This window comes from Cupriavidus sp. 30B13 (assembly GCF_049059565.2).
Classification (GTDB): domain Bacteria; phylum Pseudomonadota; class Gammaproteobacteria; order Burkholderiales; family Burkholderiaceae; genus Cupriavidus.
Window position 1 is genome coordinate 254969 of record NZ_CP188223.1, and the last position, 16847, is coordinate 271815.

Below are 16847 nucleotides of genomic sequence, written 5' to 3' on the forward strand. Positions count from 1 at the left end.
CGCCGCAAGCCGTTGGGCACGCAGGGAAAAGCGCCCGCGCCGCCGCGCGGCGGCCTCGCGCGGGCGCTTCACCACTCCTTACAAGGCATTACATCTCCTAACAGACCGCGCGGCGCGGCGTCCCTAGACTGAGGGCTCACATCAAGTGAATGCCGCGGCGAATGTTTCGCCGCGGAGCAACTGCAAGGAGCTTCTCACATGAACAAACTGCTGATCTCCCTTTCCGCTCTCTCGATCGCCGCCGCTTCCTCGCTGGCCCTGGCGCAAGGTACCGGCGCCGATGCGAAGGCAGGCGCCACCGGCGCCGTGGCGGCGCCCGCGATCGGCGCGCCCGCGGACAAGGGGGTGGCGGCCGGCGTGGATGTGAACGCTGGCGTGGACAAGGGCGCCGACGCGCACGCCAGGGGCGCGGCCAAGGCCGGCAAGCACGCCAGCCATGCCAAGGCCAAAAAGGGCGCGGCGGCCACCGACACCAGCGCCGCGGCCGACACGGGCGCCGCGGCCAAGGTCCAGTAAGAAGCGAAGGCTTGTCCCGCTTCCCGCTTCCCGGCAACGGGAGCGGGACCGCAAACCACAAGGGACGGGCCTGGCTCCGTCCCTTTTTCGTTTGCGGGGCCGGCGCGGCATGTCAGTCTTACACCGACATTCGCGCCGCTTTGTAACCACTACAATGTCCTTAGTCCACTGCTCTAGTGGCACAGCCCGCCGTTTCGCCGGAGCGGCGCATCTACTCCCAGGGAGACACCCATGATCCGCGTCCTGATCGCCGACGATCACCAGATCGTGCGCGCCGGTCTGCGCCAGTTCATTTCCGACGAACCCGATATCCGGGTGGAAGGGGAAGCTGCCAGCGGCGACGAAGTCATGACCCGGCTGCGCGAGCGCGAATTCGACGTGGTCGTGCTCGACATCTCGATGCCCGACCGCAACGGCATCGACGTGCTCAAGATGCTGCGCCAGCGCCATCCCGACCTGCCGGTGCTGATCCTGTCCACCTACCCCGAAGACCAGTACGCCATCAACCTGATCCGCGCTGGGGCCTCCGGCTACCTGACCAAGGAAAGCGCGCCCGACGATCTCGTCAAGGCGATCCGCACCGTGGCGCAGGGCCGCCGCTATGTCAGCGCGACGGTCGCGGACCTGCTGATCGGCGGGCTCGAGAAGCCCACCAACCAGCCGCTGCACCAGACCCTCTCCAAGCGGGAGTTCCAGATCTTCTGCAAGCTGTCGCGCGGACAGTCGGTGTCCGTGATCGCCGACGAACTGTTTCTCAGCGTCAAGACCGTCAGCACGTACCGCTCGCGCATCCTCGAAAAGATGGGCATGAAGACCAACGCGGACCTGACCTACTATGCGATCAAGAACGGGCTGGTGGAGTAGGCGCCGCACCGGCCGCGGCGGCGGAACCGCCGATTGCCCGACACCCCTGTAGGACGGACGCCGATAGTCCTTTTCTATACTCAGTTGCTACCATTGAATCATGTCGGATCAAGCTGCGGCCTCTTCGTATCGCGCGCTGCGGGTCCTGCTCATTGAGGACTCGGCGGTCCTGCGGGGTATGTTGCTCGAGTACCTGAACGCGTTTCCGTTCGTCGAGGCCGTGGATTGGGCGGATACCGAAAGCTCGGCGCTGCGCCTCTATGGGGCGGGCAAGTACGAGGTCGTCATCGTCGACCTGCAACTGCGGCAGGGCAATGGCATCAATGTCCTGCGCGCGCTGCAGAAGACCGAGCCATCGGGCATCCGCATCGTGTACACCAACCATGCCCAGGTGCCGACCTACCGGCGCCAGTGCGCCGAGGCGGGAGCGGACTATTTCTTCGACAAGTCGCTCGAGCTCGAGCAGGTGTTCCGCGTCATCGAGGAATACGCGCAGGCGCGCGCCTGAGCGGATGGCGGGTTGACGGTATTCCGGTATTCCGCTTCGATGCAGTTCCCAGCGCGGCAACGCCGCGTCAACCAAGGAAGGAGAAAATCATGAGAAAGCTGATGGCGTTGTTCGCCCTCGCGGGCGTCGTCCTGGTGACCGGCTGCAATACCGTGGCCGGCGCAGGCAAGGATATCGAGCGCGGCGGCGAGAAGATGCAGGGCGCCGCCGACGATACCAAGCAGAAGATGTAAGGCTGGCGGCAAACGAAAACGGCGGACGCCAAGGCGCCCGCCGTTTTCGTTTGCGCTACTGTTCCGCAGCGCCGCGTCAGTCCTGGGCGCGCGGCGTCCCGGCGGCCGGCGCCGCGGACTCGCTTGCGGGCGCCGGGGTTTGCGGAGCCGCGGGTGCTTCCAGCGTTTCCGGCGCAGCCCGCGCCTGCTGTGCTTCCGGCGCGTCGCCGAATGCCTCGTCGTCGTGGCGCACCGGCGCCACGATGGCGTCGGTCAGCGGCACCTCCACGTGAATGGTCACGCCGGCCCCCGGCTTCGAGCGGATGTCGATGGTGCCGCCGAGCGCGATCACGCGCTGCTCCATGCCCAGCAGGCCGTGGTGCCCCGCCGTGCGGCGCGTCTCGAAATCCTCCGGCAGGCCGCGGCCGTTGTCGCCCACCTCCAGCGTGAGCACGCCGTCGGCGTTGTCCAGCGTGATGAGCACGCGTTGCGCCTCGGCGTACTTGCTGGCATTGGTCAGCGACTCCTGCACGATGCGGTAGAGCGCGATGGCGGCATCGTCGCGCAGCGGCGGCACGTTTTCGCTGAGCAGCACGTCGGCTTCCCACTGGTTGCGCGCGGCCACTTCCTCGACCAGCTGGCCGATGGCCTCCTTCAGGCCCAGGTTGAGCAGCACCGTGGGGCGCAGGTCTTCGATCAGGCGCCGCTTGATCTGGATGCCCTGGTCGACGTGCAGCATCACGCGGGTGAGCTTCTCCTTCACGTCGGGATGGGTGTCTTCCACGCGCCGGCGCACCCAGTGCATGTCGAGCTTGGCGGCGGTCAGGATGGCGCCGAGCTCGTCGTGCAGCTCGCGCGCCAGGCGCGTCTTCTCGTCCTCGGTGACGCGCTGCAGGTGGGAGGCCAGCGCCGAGAGCTGGCGCGTGCGCGCGCGCACCATGCGCTCCAGCCGCGCGCTTTCCTCTTCCAGCTCGCTGCGCGCGGCTTCCGACACCGCCATGCGGCGCGAGTGCTGCAGCCCCACCACGATCAGCAGCACGATATTGATGGCCGTGAGCAGGCCGATGCCGTAGCGCGACAGCGCCAGGTCGCGGTCGGCGTACTCCAGGCTGCGCGATACCGAGGCGGACTCGCGCGCGAGCAGGGTCTCGAGCCCGCGCCGCGCATTGTCCATGGTCTGCTTGCCGAAGTCCGTGCGCACCAGGTCGAGCGCCACCTCCACGTCGCGCTTGCCGTAGATCAGCGTCAGGTCCATCTCGGTGAGCTTGCGGTTGACGGCGGTGGAGGCCGCGGTGAACAGCTTGAGCGACTCGGGGTCGTCGGCATAGCGGTTGCGCAGCGCGCTCATCAGCGCGTTGATGCGCGGCAGGGCCTGGTAGTAGGGCTGCAGGTAGGTTTCCTTGCCGGTCAGCAGGAAGCCGCGCTGGCCGGCTTCGGCATTGACCAGCTCGCCGATCAGCGAGGTGATCTGGCTTTGCACCTGCTGTGACTGGATCACCTGGGTATAGCCCTCGCGCAGGCGGATGTTGCCGGCCTCGGAAGCCATCAACACCACCACGGTGAGCAAGATGCCGCCAGCCAGCAGCAGCGTGGAGCGCAGCATGGACTGCTTGAACATTGTCGTTTCCCGATGTCGGGGCGGGCCGGTGCCGCCCGCCGGCGCGCGCCGGCGCCGGCTGGAGGGGCGTGGCGGCCGCGCACCCTGTCGGCGACGATGGAAGCACATCGGCGCCGCCCGGTCAACCGGCCGTGCGCCGCCGCCGCCCGCGAACCCGCGCCGGCGCTGGCACTGTAGGAATCCACTGACACGTGAATCGGTGGGGCAGGGGTGCCTGCGCCGGGGCGCGGTTTCTACCATGGTTCCATGAGCTTGCGCCTTCCGCGCAAGCCGGACAGCGCACAAGGAGAACGTCGATGCTCAAGTGGGCACTGATCTTTGCAGTGGTTTCCGTGATCGCCGGCCTGCTCGGCTTCACCGGCATTGCCGCCGGCGCCGCCGGCATCGCCAAGGTGCTGTTCTTTATCTTCGTGGTGCTGTTCGTGCTGTTCCTGGTGCTGGGCGTGACCGTGTTCAAGGCGGTGAAGTAGCCGGCGCGGAACAGACACCGGACAGGCGGCAAGCCGCCGCAAGGCCCGCACGGCGGGCCAATCAATCCAGGGAGCCGTCATCATGTTGCACTACGCACTCGTATTTTTCGTCATCGCCCTGATCGCCGCGCTGTTCGGCTTCGGCGGCATCGCCGCGGGGGCTGTCGAGATCGCCAAGATCCTGTTCTTCATCTTCCTGGTGGTCGCGCTGGTGACCTTCGTCATCAGCCTGGTCAGGCGATAGGCGGGGCGGCGCGGTCAGGCGCGCCGCACTCCGCGCCACTGCCTGCCGCAAGCGGCAGCCAAGACAGTCAATGGAGATAGACCGATGCTGACCCACAACCCGAAGGTCCGAAAAGAATTCACGCACCTGGCCGACAGCGCCGGCAACACGGTGCGCCAGATGCGGCATGCCGCGCGCGACACCCGCGGCGCTGCGCGCGAGGCCGCCGGCCCGGTGGCCGAGGAAGTGCGCTCGCTGATCGCGCAGCTCGAACACACCGTGGAAGTGCTGGGGCGTGAAGGGTCGTCCGAAGCCGTGCAGGCCGGGCGGCGCCTGCAGGACCGCGCCCGCGCGCTCGGCGACCACCTGCGCCAGGCCACGCTCGAGGGTGCCAGCCGCGCCCGCGAGCAGGTCGACCATGCCGTGGAAGGCGTGCAGCAGCGCGTGGTGGAGTCGCCGCTCAAGGCGATCGGCATCGCCGCCGCGGTCGGCGCCTTCATCGGCCTGCTGCTGGCGGTCAACGGCCGCTCCGGCAGCGGCAACGGCAACTGAAGCACCGCGCGGCGGGCGCCCGGCCACCAGGGCGCGCCCGCCGCTATCCAGGCCCGCGGCCGCGCCTCCAGGCCGGCAAGTAGAGGCCTTTCCCGCATCCCCCAGGAGCATCACCGCCATGGACACCCCTGTCACCGAAAAACCCGCAGACAAAGGCGCGGCACCCCCCAGTGCCAGTAACGGAAAGGGCGCCGCCGGCGGCTTCCTGAGCGACGTGAAGACGCTGCGCGAGCGCGCGCGCCAGCACATCGACGACGGCGCCGTGACGCAGAACTACGACGCCGACCGCGCCACGGTGCTCAAGCTGCTCAACGAGGCGCTGGCCACCGAACTGGTCTGCGTGCTGCGCTACCGCCGCCACTACTTCATGGCCAAGGGCATCCATGCCGAGCCCATCGCCGCCGAATTCAAGGTGCATTCGGACGAGGAGCAGGCCCACGCCGACCGCATCGCCGCGCGCATCGTGCAGCTGGGCGGCGAGCCCGATTTCGCCCCCGACACGCTGTCGGTGCGCAGCCACTCCGAATATGTCGAAGGCAAGTCGCTCACGGACATGATCAAGGAGAACCTGGTCGCCGAGCGCATCGCCATCGAGAGCTACCTCGAGATGGTGCAGTACATCGGCGAGCGCGACCCGACCACGCGCCGCATGCTCGAGGAAATCCTCGCCGTGGAAGAAGAGCACGCCGACGAACTGGCCGACATGCTGGACAAGGGCTGACCGCGGGGGCTGACCGCAGTGGCTGACCCCAAAGGCTGACCCCAAAGGCTGACCCCAGGGGGCTGACCCCAGGGGGCTGACCCCAGGGGGCTGACCCCAGGGGGCTGACCCCAGGGGGCTGACCGGCCGGCGGCGGCGAGCGCATGGCGGCGCATCATAAGTGCCTAAAGCGCCACCAAAAGAACGGCGCCCGGCCTCGCTCACCTTTCATCCTCACCCCCTTCCGGATCTGCTCCCTGATCCGGCAAGCCTGGCCGGCCCCGGCCGGGCTTCTTTTTTTCGCCGCCGGCCGGCGTTGCGAACGCCGTCGCGAGGGCAAGATGCGACAAAGCCCGCGTCAGCGGGCTTCGGCAGGCCGGGCGGGCAGGAAGGCGGGAGCGGCGGGGCGGCCTAGACTCCCCACATCACTTCGGTGTTCTCGCGCTGCGAGGCGCGCAACATGTCCAGGAAAGGAAAGGCGCGCTGGCCCAGGTGCAGCGGTTCCTCCTCGTCCTCGTCGTGGCGGTGGTCCGGCGATACCGACGACTCCGCCGGGTGCGCCCGCTTGGCGTCGGTCACCGCGGCTTCGAGCTTGTGGATGGCGCGCGGCAACTCTTCGGCGGTGATCACCCCGCGTTCTCCCAGGTGCTTGCCGATAATCCCGAGGAGCGTCACGGCAAGATCCTTCATCATGATGAGGTCCTGCGCCGCATGGGATTTGAAGGTGATCAGCATGATGTTTCCTTTCCTTGGCGACAGCGAAATGACAAGACCGCGCGGCGTGGCCCGGAACCCGGGCGGGGGCGCGTAGCGGCCGGTTTCGGGCACGCTGCATGATGTCAGCATAGCACCTGATAAAATCCCGCGTTCTGCAATTCATTGCCTGCCACGCGGCGCGGCGTCCACATGCCGCGGCGTGACGGTGCCGCCACGGCGGACTGCCGCGCCGGTATCACGCGCCGGTACCGTGCCGGTGCCCGTATAACCGCCCCAGGGCCACGACATCCATGCTGCCTGTTCAGACCACCAACCTTGCCGCCGCGTTCAACGACGCCGTGCGCGCCCTCGCCCCGGCCGACGCCGCGCTGCCCGCGGCCACCTTCGAGCGCCCCAAGGCCGCCGCCCACGGCGACCTCGCCTGCAACCTGGCCATGCAGGTTGCCCGCGCGCTCAAGCGCAACCCGCGCGAGCTGGCCCAGCAGATCGTCGACGCCGTGCAGGCCGATGCGCGCACCGCCGGGCTGGTGGCCGGCATGGAGATCGCCGGGCCGGGCTTCATCAACCTGCGCCTGACGCCGGCCGCCAAGGCCGAGGTGCTGCGCGCGGTGCTGCAGCAGGGCGACCGCTACGGCGCCCAGGAGCAGGGCGTGCGCGGCCAGGTGCTGGTGGAGTTCGTCTCGGCCAACCCGACCGGGCCGCTGCACGTCGGCCACGGCCGCCAGGCGGCGCTGGGCGACGCGCTGGCCAACCTGCTGGACTGGCAGGGCTTCGCCGTGCACCGCGAGTTCTACTACAACGACGCCGGCGTGCAGATCCAGACCCTGGCGGTTTCGGTGCAGGCGCGCGCGCGCGGCCTCAAGCCCGGCGACGCGGGCTGGCCCGAGTCGGCCTACAACGGCGACTACATCGCTGACATCGCCGCCGACTTCCTGGCCGGCAAGCGCGTGCGCGCGTCCGACGGCGACGAGGTGACGGCCTCGGGCAACGTCGAGGACCTCGACTCGATCCGCAAGTTCGCCGTGGCCTACCTGCGCAACGAGCAGGACATCGACCTGCGCGCCTTCGGCGTCAAGTTCGACCGCTACTACCTGGAGTCCTCGCTGTACACCGACGGCAAGGTGGAAGCCGCCGTGCAGTCGCTGATCGCCAAGGGCAAGACCTACGAAAGCGAAGGCGCGCTGTGGCTGCGCACCACCGACGACGGCGACGACAAGGACCGCGTCATGCGCAAGGGCGACGGCACCTATACCTACTTCGTGCCGGACGTGGCCTACCACACCACCAAGTGGGAGCGCGGCTTCGCCAAGGTCATCAACGTGCAGGGCAGCGACCACCACGGCACCATCGCGCGCGTGCGCGCCGGCCTGCAGGGCCTGGAGATCGGCATCCCGGTCGGCTATCCCGACTACGTGCTGCACAAGATGGTCACCGTCATGCGCAACGGCGAGGAGGTCAAGATCTCCAAGCGCGCCGGCTCCTACGTGACCGTGCGCGACCTGATCGAGTGGAGCAACGGCGCCGAGGGCGGCGAGACCATCCGCGGCTGCCTGGAGGCGGGCGTGGCCGACTGGCCGTCGCACTTCACGCGCGGGCGCGACGCGGTGCGCTTCTTCCTGCTGTCGCGCAAGGCGGATACGGAATTCGTGTTCGACGTCGACCTCGCGCTCAAGCAGAACGACGAGAACCCGGTGTACTACGTGCAGTACGCCCATGCCCGCATCTGCTCGATCTTCGAGTCGTGGGGCGGCGCCGGCTGGGAAGCGAAGCTCGCCGCGCTGGCCGGCACCGACCTGGCGCCGGTGACCGGCGCCGAGGCCAGCCCGCAGGCGCTCGCGCTGGGCCAGCGCCTGGCCGAGTTCCCGGACATGCTGGCCGCCGCCGCGGCCGAGCTGGCGCCGCATGCGGTTGCCTTCTACCTGCGCGACCTGGCCGGCGATTTCCACGCCTTCTACAACGCCGACCGCGTGCTGGTGGACGACGAGCCGGTCAAGCTGGCGCGCCTGGCGCTGCTGGCCGCCACGCGCCAAGTGCTGCGCAACGGCCTGGCGGTGATCGGCGTGTCCGCGCCGCAGCGGATGTAAGCCCGCGCTTACCGCGGCCGCGTGTCGTCCTGACCACAGACACTGATGCGTGACACGGCGCAGGCTCTATAATCGCGCCATCACGCAAGAGGAATTCATGCAACAGCAACGCAAGCGCGCCCCGCGCCATGCCAGCCGCGCTCCGCAGCGCGGCGGTACGTTCCTGGGACTGGTGCTGGGCCTGATCGTCGGCCTGGCGATCGCGGTGGTGGTCGCCTTGTACATCACCCGCTCCCCCGCGCCATTCCAGCAGAAGGGCGGGCAGAAGCAGGCCGAGCCCGGCAACGTCGTCAGCAACCTGCCCGCTCCGGCGCAGGAAGCCCCGAGCGACCCCAACAAGCCGCTGTGGAGCAAGACCCCGGCCAAGCCGGTCGGCCCCGCCGCGGAGCCCGACCAGCCCGCCGGCCCGGCGCCCACGGTCCGCCCGGCCGAGCGCCCGGAGCCACCGGTGGTCGCCACCCGCCCGGCGGACAAGCCGGTCGAGCGGCCGGCCGAGAAGCCGGCGGACAAGCCCGCCGCGGTCGCGCAGAAACCCGCCGAGAAACCGGCCGAAAAGCCCGCCGAGAAACCGGTCGCCGATCCCATCGCCGAGATCGCCCAGGCCGACGCCAACAAGGTGGGCTATCTGCTGCAGGTGGGCGCCTTCCGCTCGCAGGACGACGCCGACCGCCAGAAGGCCAACCTGGCCATGCAGGGCTTCGAGGCCAAGGTGACCGAGCGCGACGTCAACGGCGTCAAGCTCTACCGCGTGCGCCTGGGGCCGTACAACAAGATCGAAGACATGAACCGCTCGCGCGACCGCCTGCAGTCGTCGGGTTTCGAGGCCTCGGTCATCCGCTTCACCAAGCAGTAAGCAACCGTAACCAACCCCGCGGCGCCGCCGCTGAACCGGCGCGCCCGGCCGCTGTCATACGCACATCGCCCATTCTCGAAAGCCGCGTCTTATGAAGAAACTCGCCACCTTGTTCGCCACGCTGGTCGCCGTGACCGGTTTCCTGATGAACGCGCCCGCCCAGGCGGCCACGCCCGCCGCCGGCAAGGAATACCAGGTCCTGAAGGCACCGCAGCCCGTCACCCAGGGCAAGATCGAAGTCACCGAGTTCTTCTGGTACGGCTGCCCGCACTGCTTCGACTTCGAGCCCGAGCTCGAGGCGTGGGTGGGCAAGCAGGGCAAGGACGTGGTGTTCAAGCGCGTGCCGGTGGCCTTCCGCGACGACCTGCTGCCGCACACCAAGATCTTCTACGCGCTGGAAGCGCTGGGCAAGCTCGACGCCATGCACGGCAAGGTCTTCAACGCCATCCACGTCGAGCGCAAGCGCATGCTCGACCCGAACGAGATCGCCGACTTCATGGCCAAGAACGGCATCGACCGCAAGGCTTTCCTCGACGCCTACAACTCGTTCTCGGTGACGACCAACTCGCAGCGCGCCAACAAGATCGCCGACGCCTACAAGATCGACGGCGTGCCGACCATCGTGGTGCAGGGCAAGTACGTGACCTCGCCGTCCATCGCCGGCACCAAGGCCGCGGCCATCCAGACCATGGACTACCTGGTCGGCCAGGTGCGCGACAAGAAGCTGTAATCCCCCTGGCGGCGGCAGCCGGCCACCTGGCCGCGCCGCCGCCGGCCTGACCGGCAGCGCTGGCCCCCAGCCTCCGGACTGCATCGGGCGGGTCCGCCGGCATGGCCATGTTGCGGTTTTCCCCTGGACCCTTCCCATCCCGATGCGAGCTCAGAAAGTCTTCCTCACCGGCGCGTCGAGCGGACTCGGCCAGGCCCTGGCGCGCGAGTACGCCGCGCAGGGCGCCATCCTCGGGCTGGTCGGCCGGCGCGATGCCGCGCTGCGCGAGCTCGCCGCCAGCCTGCCCAATCCCAACGCGGTGCGCGTCTATGCCGCCGACGTGCGCGATGCCGCCGCCATGCAGGCCGCCGCGCAGGACTTCCTCGATCATTTCGGCTGCCCCGACGTGGTGATCGCCAACGCCGGCGTGTCGGTGGGCACGGTCGCCAGCGAGCGCGAGGACCTCGAGGCGTTCCGCATGGTGATGGACACCAACTGGTTCGGCGTGCTCACCACCTTCCAGCCGTTCCTGCAGCCGATGCGCGCGCGCGAGCCCGGCACCGGCGGCTGGCGCGGCACGCTGGTAGGCATCGCCAGCGTGGCCGGCGTGCGCGGCCTGCCCGGCGGCGGCGCCTACAGCGCGTCCAAGTCCGCCGTCATCAAGCTGCTGGAAAGCCTGCGCCTGGAGCAGCGCCGCGAGCGCATCCGCGTGGTCACCATCGCGCCCGGCTACATCCGCACGCCGATGACCGAGCACAACCCCTACCGCATGCCCTTCCTGATGGACGCCGACGTGTTCGCGCGCAAGGCCGCGCGCGCGATCGCCGCGGGACGGCGCTTCGCCGTGGTGCCGTGGCAGATGGGCGTGGTCGCCTCCATCCTGCACCTGATGCCGCGCTGGCTCTACGACGCGCTGTTCGCCCGCGCGCCGCGCAAGCCGCGCGGCCCGGGCCGCCAGCCATGAGCTGGCAGGACGCCGCCGGCGCATGGCACGGCGCGGCCGGCGCCGAGGCGCGCATCGCCTCGCTGGTGCCCTCGGTGACCGAGCTGCTGTTCGCGCTCGGGCTGGGGCCGCGGGTGGTGGCGCGCACCGGCTTCTGCATCCATCCCGGGCCGGCCGTGCGCGCCGTCGCCAAGGTGGGCGGCACCAAGGACGTCCGGCTGGAGCGCCTGCGCGCGCTGGCGCCCACCCACGTCATCGTCAACGTCGACGAGAACCGCCGCGAGACCGTCGACGAGATCCGCGCCTTCGTGCCGCACGTGATCGTCACCCACCCGTGCGCGCCCGAGGACAACCTCGCGCTGTACCGGCTGCTGGGCGGCATCTTCGGCCGCGAAGCCGAGGCCGGCGCGCTGTGCGGCGCGCTGGAAACGGTGCTGGCGCAGGCGCGGGCCAGGCCATGGCCGGCGCGCCGCGTGCTGTACGCGATCTGGCAGGACCCGTGGATGACGGTGTCGCGCGACACCTATATCAGCCGGATGCTGGCGCTGGTCAACTGGCAGACCTGGCCGGCGGCGCAGGCAACGCCGCAGGCATGCGTGGACGGCGACTGCAGCCGGCCCAACGCGCCGGACACGCGCTATCCCAGCTTCCGCTGGAGCGACGCGCTGGTGCGCGAGCTCGACCTCGTGCTGCTGTCCACCGAGCCCTACCGCTTCACCGAGGCGCACGCCGACGCGCTGGAGCGGCAGCTCGGCAAGGAAGTCCTGCTGGTGGATGGCGAGATGGTGTCGTGGTACGGCAGCCGCGCCGTGGACGGCGTGCGCTACCTGGCGGATCTCGCCGCGCAGGTCTAGCGCCGCGGCGGACCGCCGGCGCCGCGGCCAGGCGCGGCTAGGCGCGGAACCGCACCACGCCGTCGTCGCCCACCTCGCGGCGCAGTTCGCCCGCGTGCCACAGCAGGTGCAGGTGCGCCAGCGCCTCGCCCATGGCGAAGGTCATCTGGTGGATGTCGAACTGCCGGTTGAAGATCACGCCGACGATGTCGTGCGCATGGCAGGCTTTTTCCGCGCACGCCGCGCGCGTCTCGGCCAGGCGGTCCACATGGTGCTCGCGCAGCTGGCGGATGCGCGTGTGCAGGTTGCGGAACGGCTTGCCGTGCGAGGGCAGGATCAGCACGTCTTCCGGCAGCGGCTCGTACTTGCCGAGCGAATCGAGGTACAGCTTGAGCGGGTTTGCCTCCGGCTCCATGTCGAACACGCTGACGTTGGTGGAGATGCGCGGCAGCACCATGTCGCCCGAGATCAGCACGTTGGTGGCGGCGTTGTACAGCGCCACGTGCTCGGGCGCGTGCCCGAAGCCGGTGATCACGCGCCAGCCGGAGGTGGCCGGTTCGGTGCCGACATGGACCGTGTCGCCGTCCATCAGGCGGCGGTACTGGCCCGGCAGGTCAGGCACCAGCGACGGGTAGTAGCTCTTGCGCGCGCGCAGCTTCTCCAGGCTGTCGGGATCGGTCAGGCCGTGGCGGGCGAAGTGGCTGGCGGCGAAGTCGCCGCCGGCGTTGGAGCCGGCGCCGGTGCCGCTGCCCATCACGCGGGCGTTCATGTAGTCGCCCAGGCTCATCCACAGCCGCACGTCCCAGCGCTTGCACAGCCAGTGCGCCAGCCCGATGTGGTCGGGGTGGCAGTGCGTGGCCAGCACGCGCAGCACCGGCAGGCCTTCGAGTTCGTTGGCGAAGATGGTTTCCCAGTGCGCCTTGATGGTGTCGTTGGTGATGCCGCAGTCGATCACGGTCCAGCCGTCGCGCCCGTCGAGCCGGTCGCGCAGCAGCCACAGGTTGATGTGGTCCAGGGCGAAGGGCAGCGGCATGCGCAGCCAGTACACGCCGGGCGCGACTTCCAGGCGGGAGCCGGCGAGGGGCAGGGTGTCGCCGAACGGATATTGGAGCTGGTGTTCGAGTGCGTTCATGGGAGTCTCTCTGTTCCGAAGCCCTGGGCGCGCGGCGCGCCGGCGGGCTTTCTTGTCATTGTGCCGCGCGGCTGCGCGGGCCGGCGGCACGGCGTGGTTGCCACGGGTTTTGATTGACGCTAACGTTAACGTCAATCGGAACGGGCTTCTGCCATATTAAGCGAAAACTTCATTCCGCAACGAACGACCGTTCACTTTTCACGGGCCACCATGCCAGCTCCGCAAGCCTTGCCAGCCGCGCCGACCTACACCATCACCGATCTCGCGCGCGAGTTCGACGTGACGCCGCGCGCCATCCGCTTCTACGAGGACCAGGGCCTGCTGTCGCCCGAGCGCGAAGGGCCGGGCGGGCGCAAGCGCGTCTACAACGGGCGCGAGCGCACCCGCCTCAAGCTCACGCTGCGCGGCAAGCGCCTCGGCCTCACGCTCAACGAGATACGCGAGATCCTCGATCTCTACGAATCGCCGCGCGACACCGCGCCCCAGCTCGAGCGCTTCCTGCATTCGCTGGCCCAGCACCGCGGCGCGCTGGAGCGCCAGCTCGAGGACCTGCAGGCCCAGCTGGCCGAGATCGACGAGCACGAGCAGCACTGCCGTGCCTTGCTTGCCGCCCAGGCCGATGAGACCGGTGGGGCCGAGCCCGGGATCGCAGTGAAAAGGGCCTGATGGCCGTCTTTTTTGCGCTCGCCGCCGGATTTGATTGACGTTTACGTAAACGTAAATAAAATAGCTCCGCAGTCCGTCCTCCGTACCGCGGCGCCGCGCCAGGCGCCCGCCAACACAGGAAATGCCATGTCCGCTGCCCCCGGTTCCGTCCCCAGCCATACGCTGCCCGCCGCGCGCGCGGACAGCATCGCCACCAGCTTTTCCCGCCAGGGCCTGATGACCACCTTCGGCGCCGCGCTGGTCCGGGTCGAGCACGGCGAGGTGGAAATCGCCATGCCGTGGTCCGAGGGCGTCACCCAGCAGCATGGCTTTTTCCACGGCGGGGCGGTGGGGGCGCTGGCAGACAGCGCCTGCGGCTACGCGGCGCTGTCGATGGTGGCCGAGGGCGAGGCCGGGCTGACTGCCGAATACAAGATCAACCTGCTGTCGCCGGCGCAGGGCGAGCGCCTGGTCGCCGTGGGCCGCGTGCTCAAGCCCGGCCGCACGCTGATCGTGGCGCAGGGCGACGTGTTCTGCGAGAAGGACGGCGTGCGCAAGCAGGTGGCCACCATGCTGATGACGCTGTGCGTGGTCCGCACGCTCGGCCATGTATGAGCCCGGCGCGCTGACAAGTGGAGCCGGCGCGACTCCGCGAGATCGTCTGCGGGCGCGCCAAACGGCAGCGCCGCCGCGCTGAACCAATTTACAATCTCTTCCGGAACCTCCGATCCGTATCCCCGCCACCGGCCCGCGTCATGTCTCACTTTCCCAAGCTGCTCTCATCGCAGATTGCCTACGACGTGGCCCGTACCATGCTGGACGGCTTCGACAAGCACTACCGCCTGTTCCGCGAGGTCAGCCACCAGGCCAAGCTGCGCTTCGAGGCGGCGGACTGGCACGGCCTGCAGCAGCTCCAGCGCGACCGCATCGACTTCTACAACGAGCGCGTGCGCGAGACCAGCGTGATCCTGGAGGACGAATACGACGCCGAGCGCATCGAGGACGAGATCTGGCAGCAGATCAAGCTGCACTACATCGGCCTGCTGACCAACCATCACCAGCCTGAGCTGGCCGAGACCTTCTTCAACTCGGTGTGCACGCGCATCCTGCACCGCTCGTACTTCAACAACGACTTCATCTTCGTGCGCCCGGCCATCTCGACCGAGTACATCGAGAACGAGGAGTCGCCCACGCGGCCGACCTTCCGCGCCTACTACCCGGGCAGCCGCACCGGCATGGCGGCCTGCTTCGAGCGCATCGTCCACAACTTCCAGCTCGAGCTGCCGTTCGAGGACCTGCGGCGCGACATCGACTACGTGGTGCGCGCGGTCACCGAGTATTTCGGCGACTTCCGCATCGCGCCGAATTTCCAGATCCACGTGCTGTCGTCGCTGTTCTTCCGCAACAAGTCGGCCTTCATCATCGGCCGCGTGCTCAACGCCGACCGCACCTACCCGCTGGCCATCCCCATCGTGCACACGCCCGGCGGCCGGCTCGCGCTCGACACGGTGCTGCTGAAGAAGGAACAGCTGCTGATCCTGTTCTCGTTCACGCACTCGTACTTCATGGTCGACATGGAGATCCCCTCGGCCTACGTCACCTTCCTGCGCGACATCATGCCGCGCAAGCCGCGCGCGGAGATCTACACCTCGCTGGGTTTGCAGAAGCAGGGCAAGAACCTGTTCTACCGGGACTTCCTGCACCACCTGCAGCATTCGTCGGACAAGTTCATCAGCGCGCCCGGCATCAAGGGCCTGGTGATGCTGGTCTTCACGCTGCCGTCGTATCCCTACGTGTTCAAGGTCATCAAGGACTTCTACCCGGCGCCCAAGGAGACCACGCGCGAGCTGATCAAGTCCAAGTACCAGCTGGTCAAGCAGCACGACCGCGTCGGCCGCATGGCCGACACGCTCGAGTACTCCGACGTGGCCTTCCCGCTGTCGCGCTTCGACGACGCGCTGGTGCGCGAGCTGGAGCAGCACGCGCCGTCGATGATCGAATACCAGCGCGGCAAGGACGGCGGCGAGGAGATCGTGGTGCGCCACGTCTATATCGAGCGCCGCATGACGCCGCTCAACATCTGGCTGCAGGAAGGCACCGACGCGCAGGTCGAGCACGGCATCGTCGAGTACGGCAACGCCATCAAGGAACTGATCGCCGCCAACATCTTCCCCGGCGACATGCTCTACAAGAACTTCGGCGTGACGCGCCACGGCCGCGTGGTGTTCTACGACTACGACGAGATCGAATACCTGACCCACACCAATATCCGCCGCGTGCCGCAGCCGCGCAACGAGGAAGAGGAAATGTCCGGCGAGCCGTGGTACAGCGTGGGCCGCCACGACATCTTCCCGGAGACCTACCGCACCTTCCTGCTCGGAGACCCGCGCGTGCGCGCGGCCTTCCTGCGCCACCACGAAGATTTCTTCGACCCTGCCATGTGGCAGGGCCACAAGGACCGGCTGCTGGCCGGCCAAATCCATGATTTTTATGCCTATGACGTCAAAGAACGCTTTGTCAACCGCTACGGCATGCTCGCTGCCCCCGGCGAGCCTGCGCCTGCAAGGAGAGTCGCATGAGTGATGCCATCGCCCAGCTGTTCCGCAACAACCGCGAGTGGGTCGACAGCGTCAACGCCGAGGACCCTGGCTTCTTCATGCGGCTGGCCAACCAGCAGGCGCCCGAGTACCTGTGGATCGGCTGCTCCGATTCGCGCGTGCCGGCCAACCAGATCCTGGGCCTGGCGCCCGGCGAGGTGTTTGTCCACCGCAACGTCGCCAACGTGATCGTGCACAGCGATCTCAACGCGCTGTCGGTGATCCAGTTCGCGGTGGACGTGCTCAAGGTGCGCCACATCACCGTGGTGGGCCACTACGGCTGCAGCGGCGTGAAGGTCGCGCTCAAGCGCGAGCGCGTCGGCCTGGCCGACAACTGGCTGCGCCACGTGCGCGACGTGGCCGACAAGCACGGCGCCTACCTCGGCACCGTCACGCGCGAGGAAGACGCCCATACGCGCCTGTGCGAGCTCAACGTGATCGAGCAGGTCAACAACGTGTGCCAGACCACCATCGTGCAGGATGCCTGGAGCCGCGGGCAGGAATTGACCGTGCACGGCTGGGTCTACGGCGTGTCCGACGGCCTGCTGCGCGACCTCGGCATGGCCGCCAGCAACAACGACGAACTGCACCGGCAGCTCGACGCGGCGTACCGCCAGTTCGGCGATCCGCCGCAGGCATCGATCCGCTGACGCGCGCGGCGCGGCAGCGGC

20 protein-coding genes are annotated in these 16847 nt (G+C 68.6%); 17 read left to right on the forward strand and 3 right to left on the reverse strand.

Annotated elements, in window-relative coordinates:
- The first annotated feature begins 198 nt into the window (after nt 1-198).
- From ACKI2N_RS01085 to ACKI2N_RS01100, 4 genes are all read left to right on the forward strand, one after another.
- Complete coding sequence (locus ACKI2N_RS01085) at nt 199-516, forward strand: hypothetical protein (RefSeq protein ID WP_420993945.1); 318 nt, start codon at nt 199-201, stop codon at nt 514-516.
- Nucleotides 517-747: 231 nt separating this feature from the next.
- Nucleotides 748-1380 carry a response regulator gene (locus ACKI2N_RS01090; RefSeq protein ID WP_420993946.1) on the forward strand — a complete coding sequence of 211 codons (633 nt, stop codon included), beginning with the start codon at nt 748-750 and terminating at the stop codon, nt 1378-1380.
- 100 nt (nt 1381-1480) lie between these two features.
- Entirely contained in the window at nt 1481-1888 is a 408-nt protein-coding gene (locus tag ACKI2N_RS01095; RefSeq protein ID WP_420993947.1) for a response regulator, read from the forward strand.
- 89 nt (nt 1889-1977) lie between these two features.
- Complete coding sequence (locus ACKI2N_RS01100; RefSeq protein ID WP_420993948.1) at nt 1978-2121, forward strand: entericidin A/B family lipoprotein; 144 nt, start codon at nt 1978-1980, stop codon at nt 2119-2121.
- A 76-nt stretch (nt 2122-2197) separates the two neighbouring features.
- Here ACKI2N_RS01100 and ACKI2N_RS01105 read toward each other — a convergent pair whose 3' ends face one another.
- Entirely contained in the window at nt 2198-3718 is a 1521-nt protein-coding gene (locus ACKI2N_RS01105; protein WP_420993949.1) for a CHASE3 domain-containing protein, read from the reverse strand.
- Nucleotides 3719-4014: 296 nt separating this feature from the next.
- Here ACKI2N_RS01105 and ACKI2N_RS01110 point away from each other — a divergent pair, with 296 nt between their 5' ends.
- The 4 genes from ACKI2N_RS01110 to ACKI2N_RS01125 all read left to right on the forward strand — a co-directional run bounded on the left by ACKI2N_RS01110 (nt 4015) and on the right by ACKI2N_RS01125 (nt 5684).
- Nucleotides 4015-4188: a DUF1328 family protein gene (locus ACKI2N_RS01110; RefSeq protein WP_420993950.1), complete on the forward strand. Its 174-nt coding sequence runs from the start codon at nt 4015-4017 to the stop codon at nt 4186-4188.
- An 82-nt stretch (nt 4189-4270) separates the two neighbouring features.
- Nucleotides 4271-4432, forward strand: a complete 162-nt coding sequence (locus ACKI2N_RS01115; RefSeq protein ID WP_020206329.1) for a DUF1328 domain-containing protein — start codon at nt 4271-4273, stop codon at nt 4430-4432.
- 84 nt (nt 4433-4516) lie between these two features.
- Nucleotides 4517-4963, forward strand: coding sequence for a glycine zipper domain-containing protein (locus ACKI2N_RS01120; protein WP_420993951.1), 447 nt, complete (start codon nt 4517-4519; stop codon nt 4961-4963).
- 118 nt (nt 4964-5081) lie between these two features.
- Nucleotides 5082-5684 (forward strand): ferritin-like domain-containing protein, encoded by a 603-nt coding sequence (locus tag ACKI2N_RS01125; RefSeq protein ID WP_420993952.1) that lies wholly within the window; start codon nt 5082-5084, stop codon nt 5682-5684.
- A gap of 390 nt (nt 5685-6074) precedes the next feature.
- Here ACKI2N_RS01125 and ACKI2N_RS01130 read toward each other — a convergent pair whose 3' ends face one another.
- A complete protein-coding gene (locus ACKI2N_RS01130; protein WP_420993953.1) occupies nt 6075-6398 on the reverse strand; it encodes a DUF1840 domain-containing protein in 324 nt (107 codons plus the stop codon).
- Nucleotides 6399-6670: 272 nt separating this feature from the next.
- Between ACKI2N_RS01130 and argS the strand changes: the two genes are divergently transcribed.
- The 5 genes from argS to ACKI2N_RS01155 all read left to right on the forward strand — a co-directional run bounded on the left by argS (nt 6671) and on the right by ACKI2N_RS01155 (nt 11823).
- Nucleotides 6671-8464, forward strand: a complete 1794-nt coding sequence (argS, locus tag ACKI2N_RS01135; protein ID WP_420993954.1) for an arginine--tRNA ligase — start codon at nt 6671-6673, stop codon at nt 8462-8464.
- 97 nt (nt 8465-8561) lie between these two features.
- Nucleotides 8562-9317: an SPOR domain-containing protein gene (locus ACKI2N_RS01140; RefSeq protein WP_420993955.1), complete on the forward strand. Its 756-nt coding sequence runs from the start codon at nt 8562-8564 to the stop codon at nt 9315-9317.
- A 91-nt stretch (nt 9318-9408) separates the two neighbouring features.
- On the forward strand, nt 9409-10047 hold the full coding sequence (locus ACKI2N_RS01145) for a thiol:disulfide interchange protein DsbA/DsbL (RefSeq protein ID WP_420993956.1): 639 nt from the start codon (nt 9409-9411) through the stop codon (nt 10045-10047).
- A gap of 142 nt (nt 10048-10189) precedes the next feature.
- On the forward strand, nt 10190-10990 hold the full coding sequence (locus tag ACKI2N_RS01150; RefSeq protein ID WP_420993957.1) for an SDR family oxidoreductase: 801 nt from the start codon (nt 10190-10192) through the stop codon (nt 10988-10990).
- Nucleotides 10987-11823 carry a helical backbone metal receptor gene (locus ACKI2N_RS01155; RefSeq protein WP_420993958.1) on the forward strand — a complete coding sequence of 279 codons (837 nt, stop codon included), beginning with the start codon at nt 10987-10989 and terminating at the stop codon, nt 11821-11823. The genes ACKI2N_RS01150 and ACKI2N_RS01155 overlap by 4 nt, the downstream gene beginning before the upstream one ends.
- Before the next feature lie 37 nt (nt 11824-11860).
- Here ACKI2N_RS01155 and ACKI2N_RS01160 read toward each other — a convergent pair whose 3' ends face one another.
- A complete protein-coding gene (locus ACKI2N_RS01160) occupies nt 11861-12934 on the reverse strand; it encodes an MBL fold metallo-hydrolase (RefSeq protein WP_420993959.1) in 1074 nt (357 codons plus the stop codon).
- Nucleotides 12935-13144: 210 nt separating this feature from the next.
- On the opposite strand from ACKI2N_RS01160, the gene ACKI2N_RS01165 reads away from it, so the two are divergent.
- The 4 genes from ACKI2N_RS01165 to can all read left to right on the forward strand — a co-directional run bounded on the left by ACKI2N_RS01165 (nt 13145) and on the right by can (nt 16826).
- The gene (locus ACKI2N_RS01165; RefSeq protein ID WP_420993960.1) at nt 13145-13600 is read left to right on the forward strand and encodes a MerR family transcriptional regulator; all 456 of its coding nucleotides are present in this window, start codon (nt 13145-13147) and stop codon (nt 13598-13600) included.
- A gap of 126 nt (nt 13601-13726) precedes the next feature.
- On the forward strand, nt 13727-14194 hold the full coding sequence (locus ACKI2N_RS01170) for a PaaI family thioesterase (protein ID WP_420993961.1): 468 nt from the start codon (nt 13727-13729) through the stop codon (nt 14192-14194).
- 140 nt (nt 14195-14334) lie between these two features.
- Nucleotides 14335-16158 carry a bifunctional isocitrate dehydrogenase kinase/phosphatase gene (gene aceK / locus ACKI2N_RS01175; protein WP_420993962.1) on the forward strand — a complete coding sequence of 608 codons (1824 nt, stop codon included), beginning with the start codon at nt 14335-14337 and terminating at the stop codon, nt 16156-16158.
- Nucleotides 16155-16826, forward strand: coding sequence for a carbonate dehydratase (gene can, locus ACKI2N_RS01180; protein WP_420993963.1), 672 nt, complete (start codon nt 16155-16157; stop codon nt 16824-16826). The genes aceK and can overlap by 4 nt, the downstream gene beginning before the upstream one ends.
- Nucleotides 16827-16847: the final 21 nt, after the last annotated feature.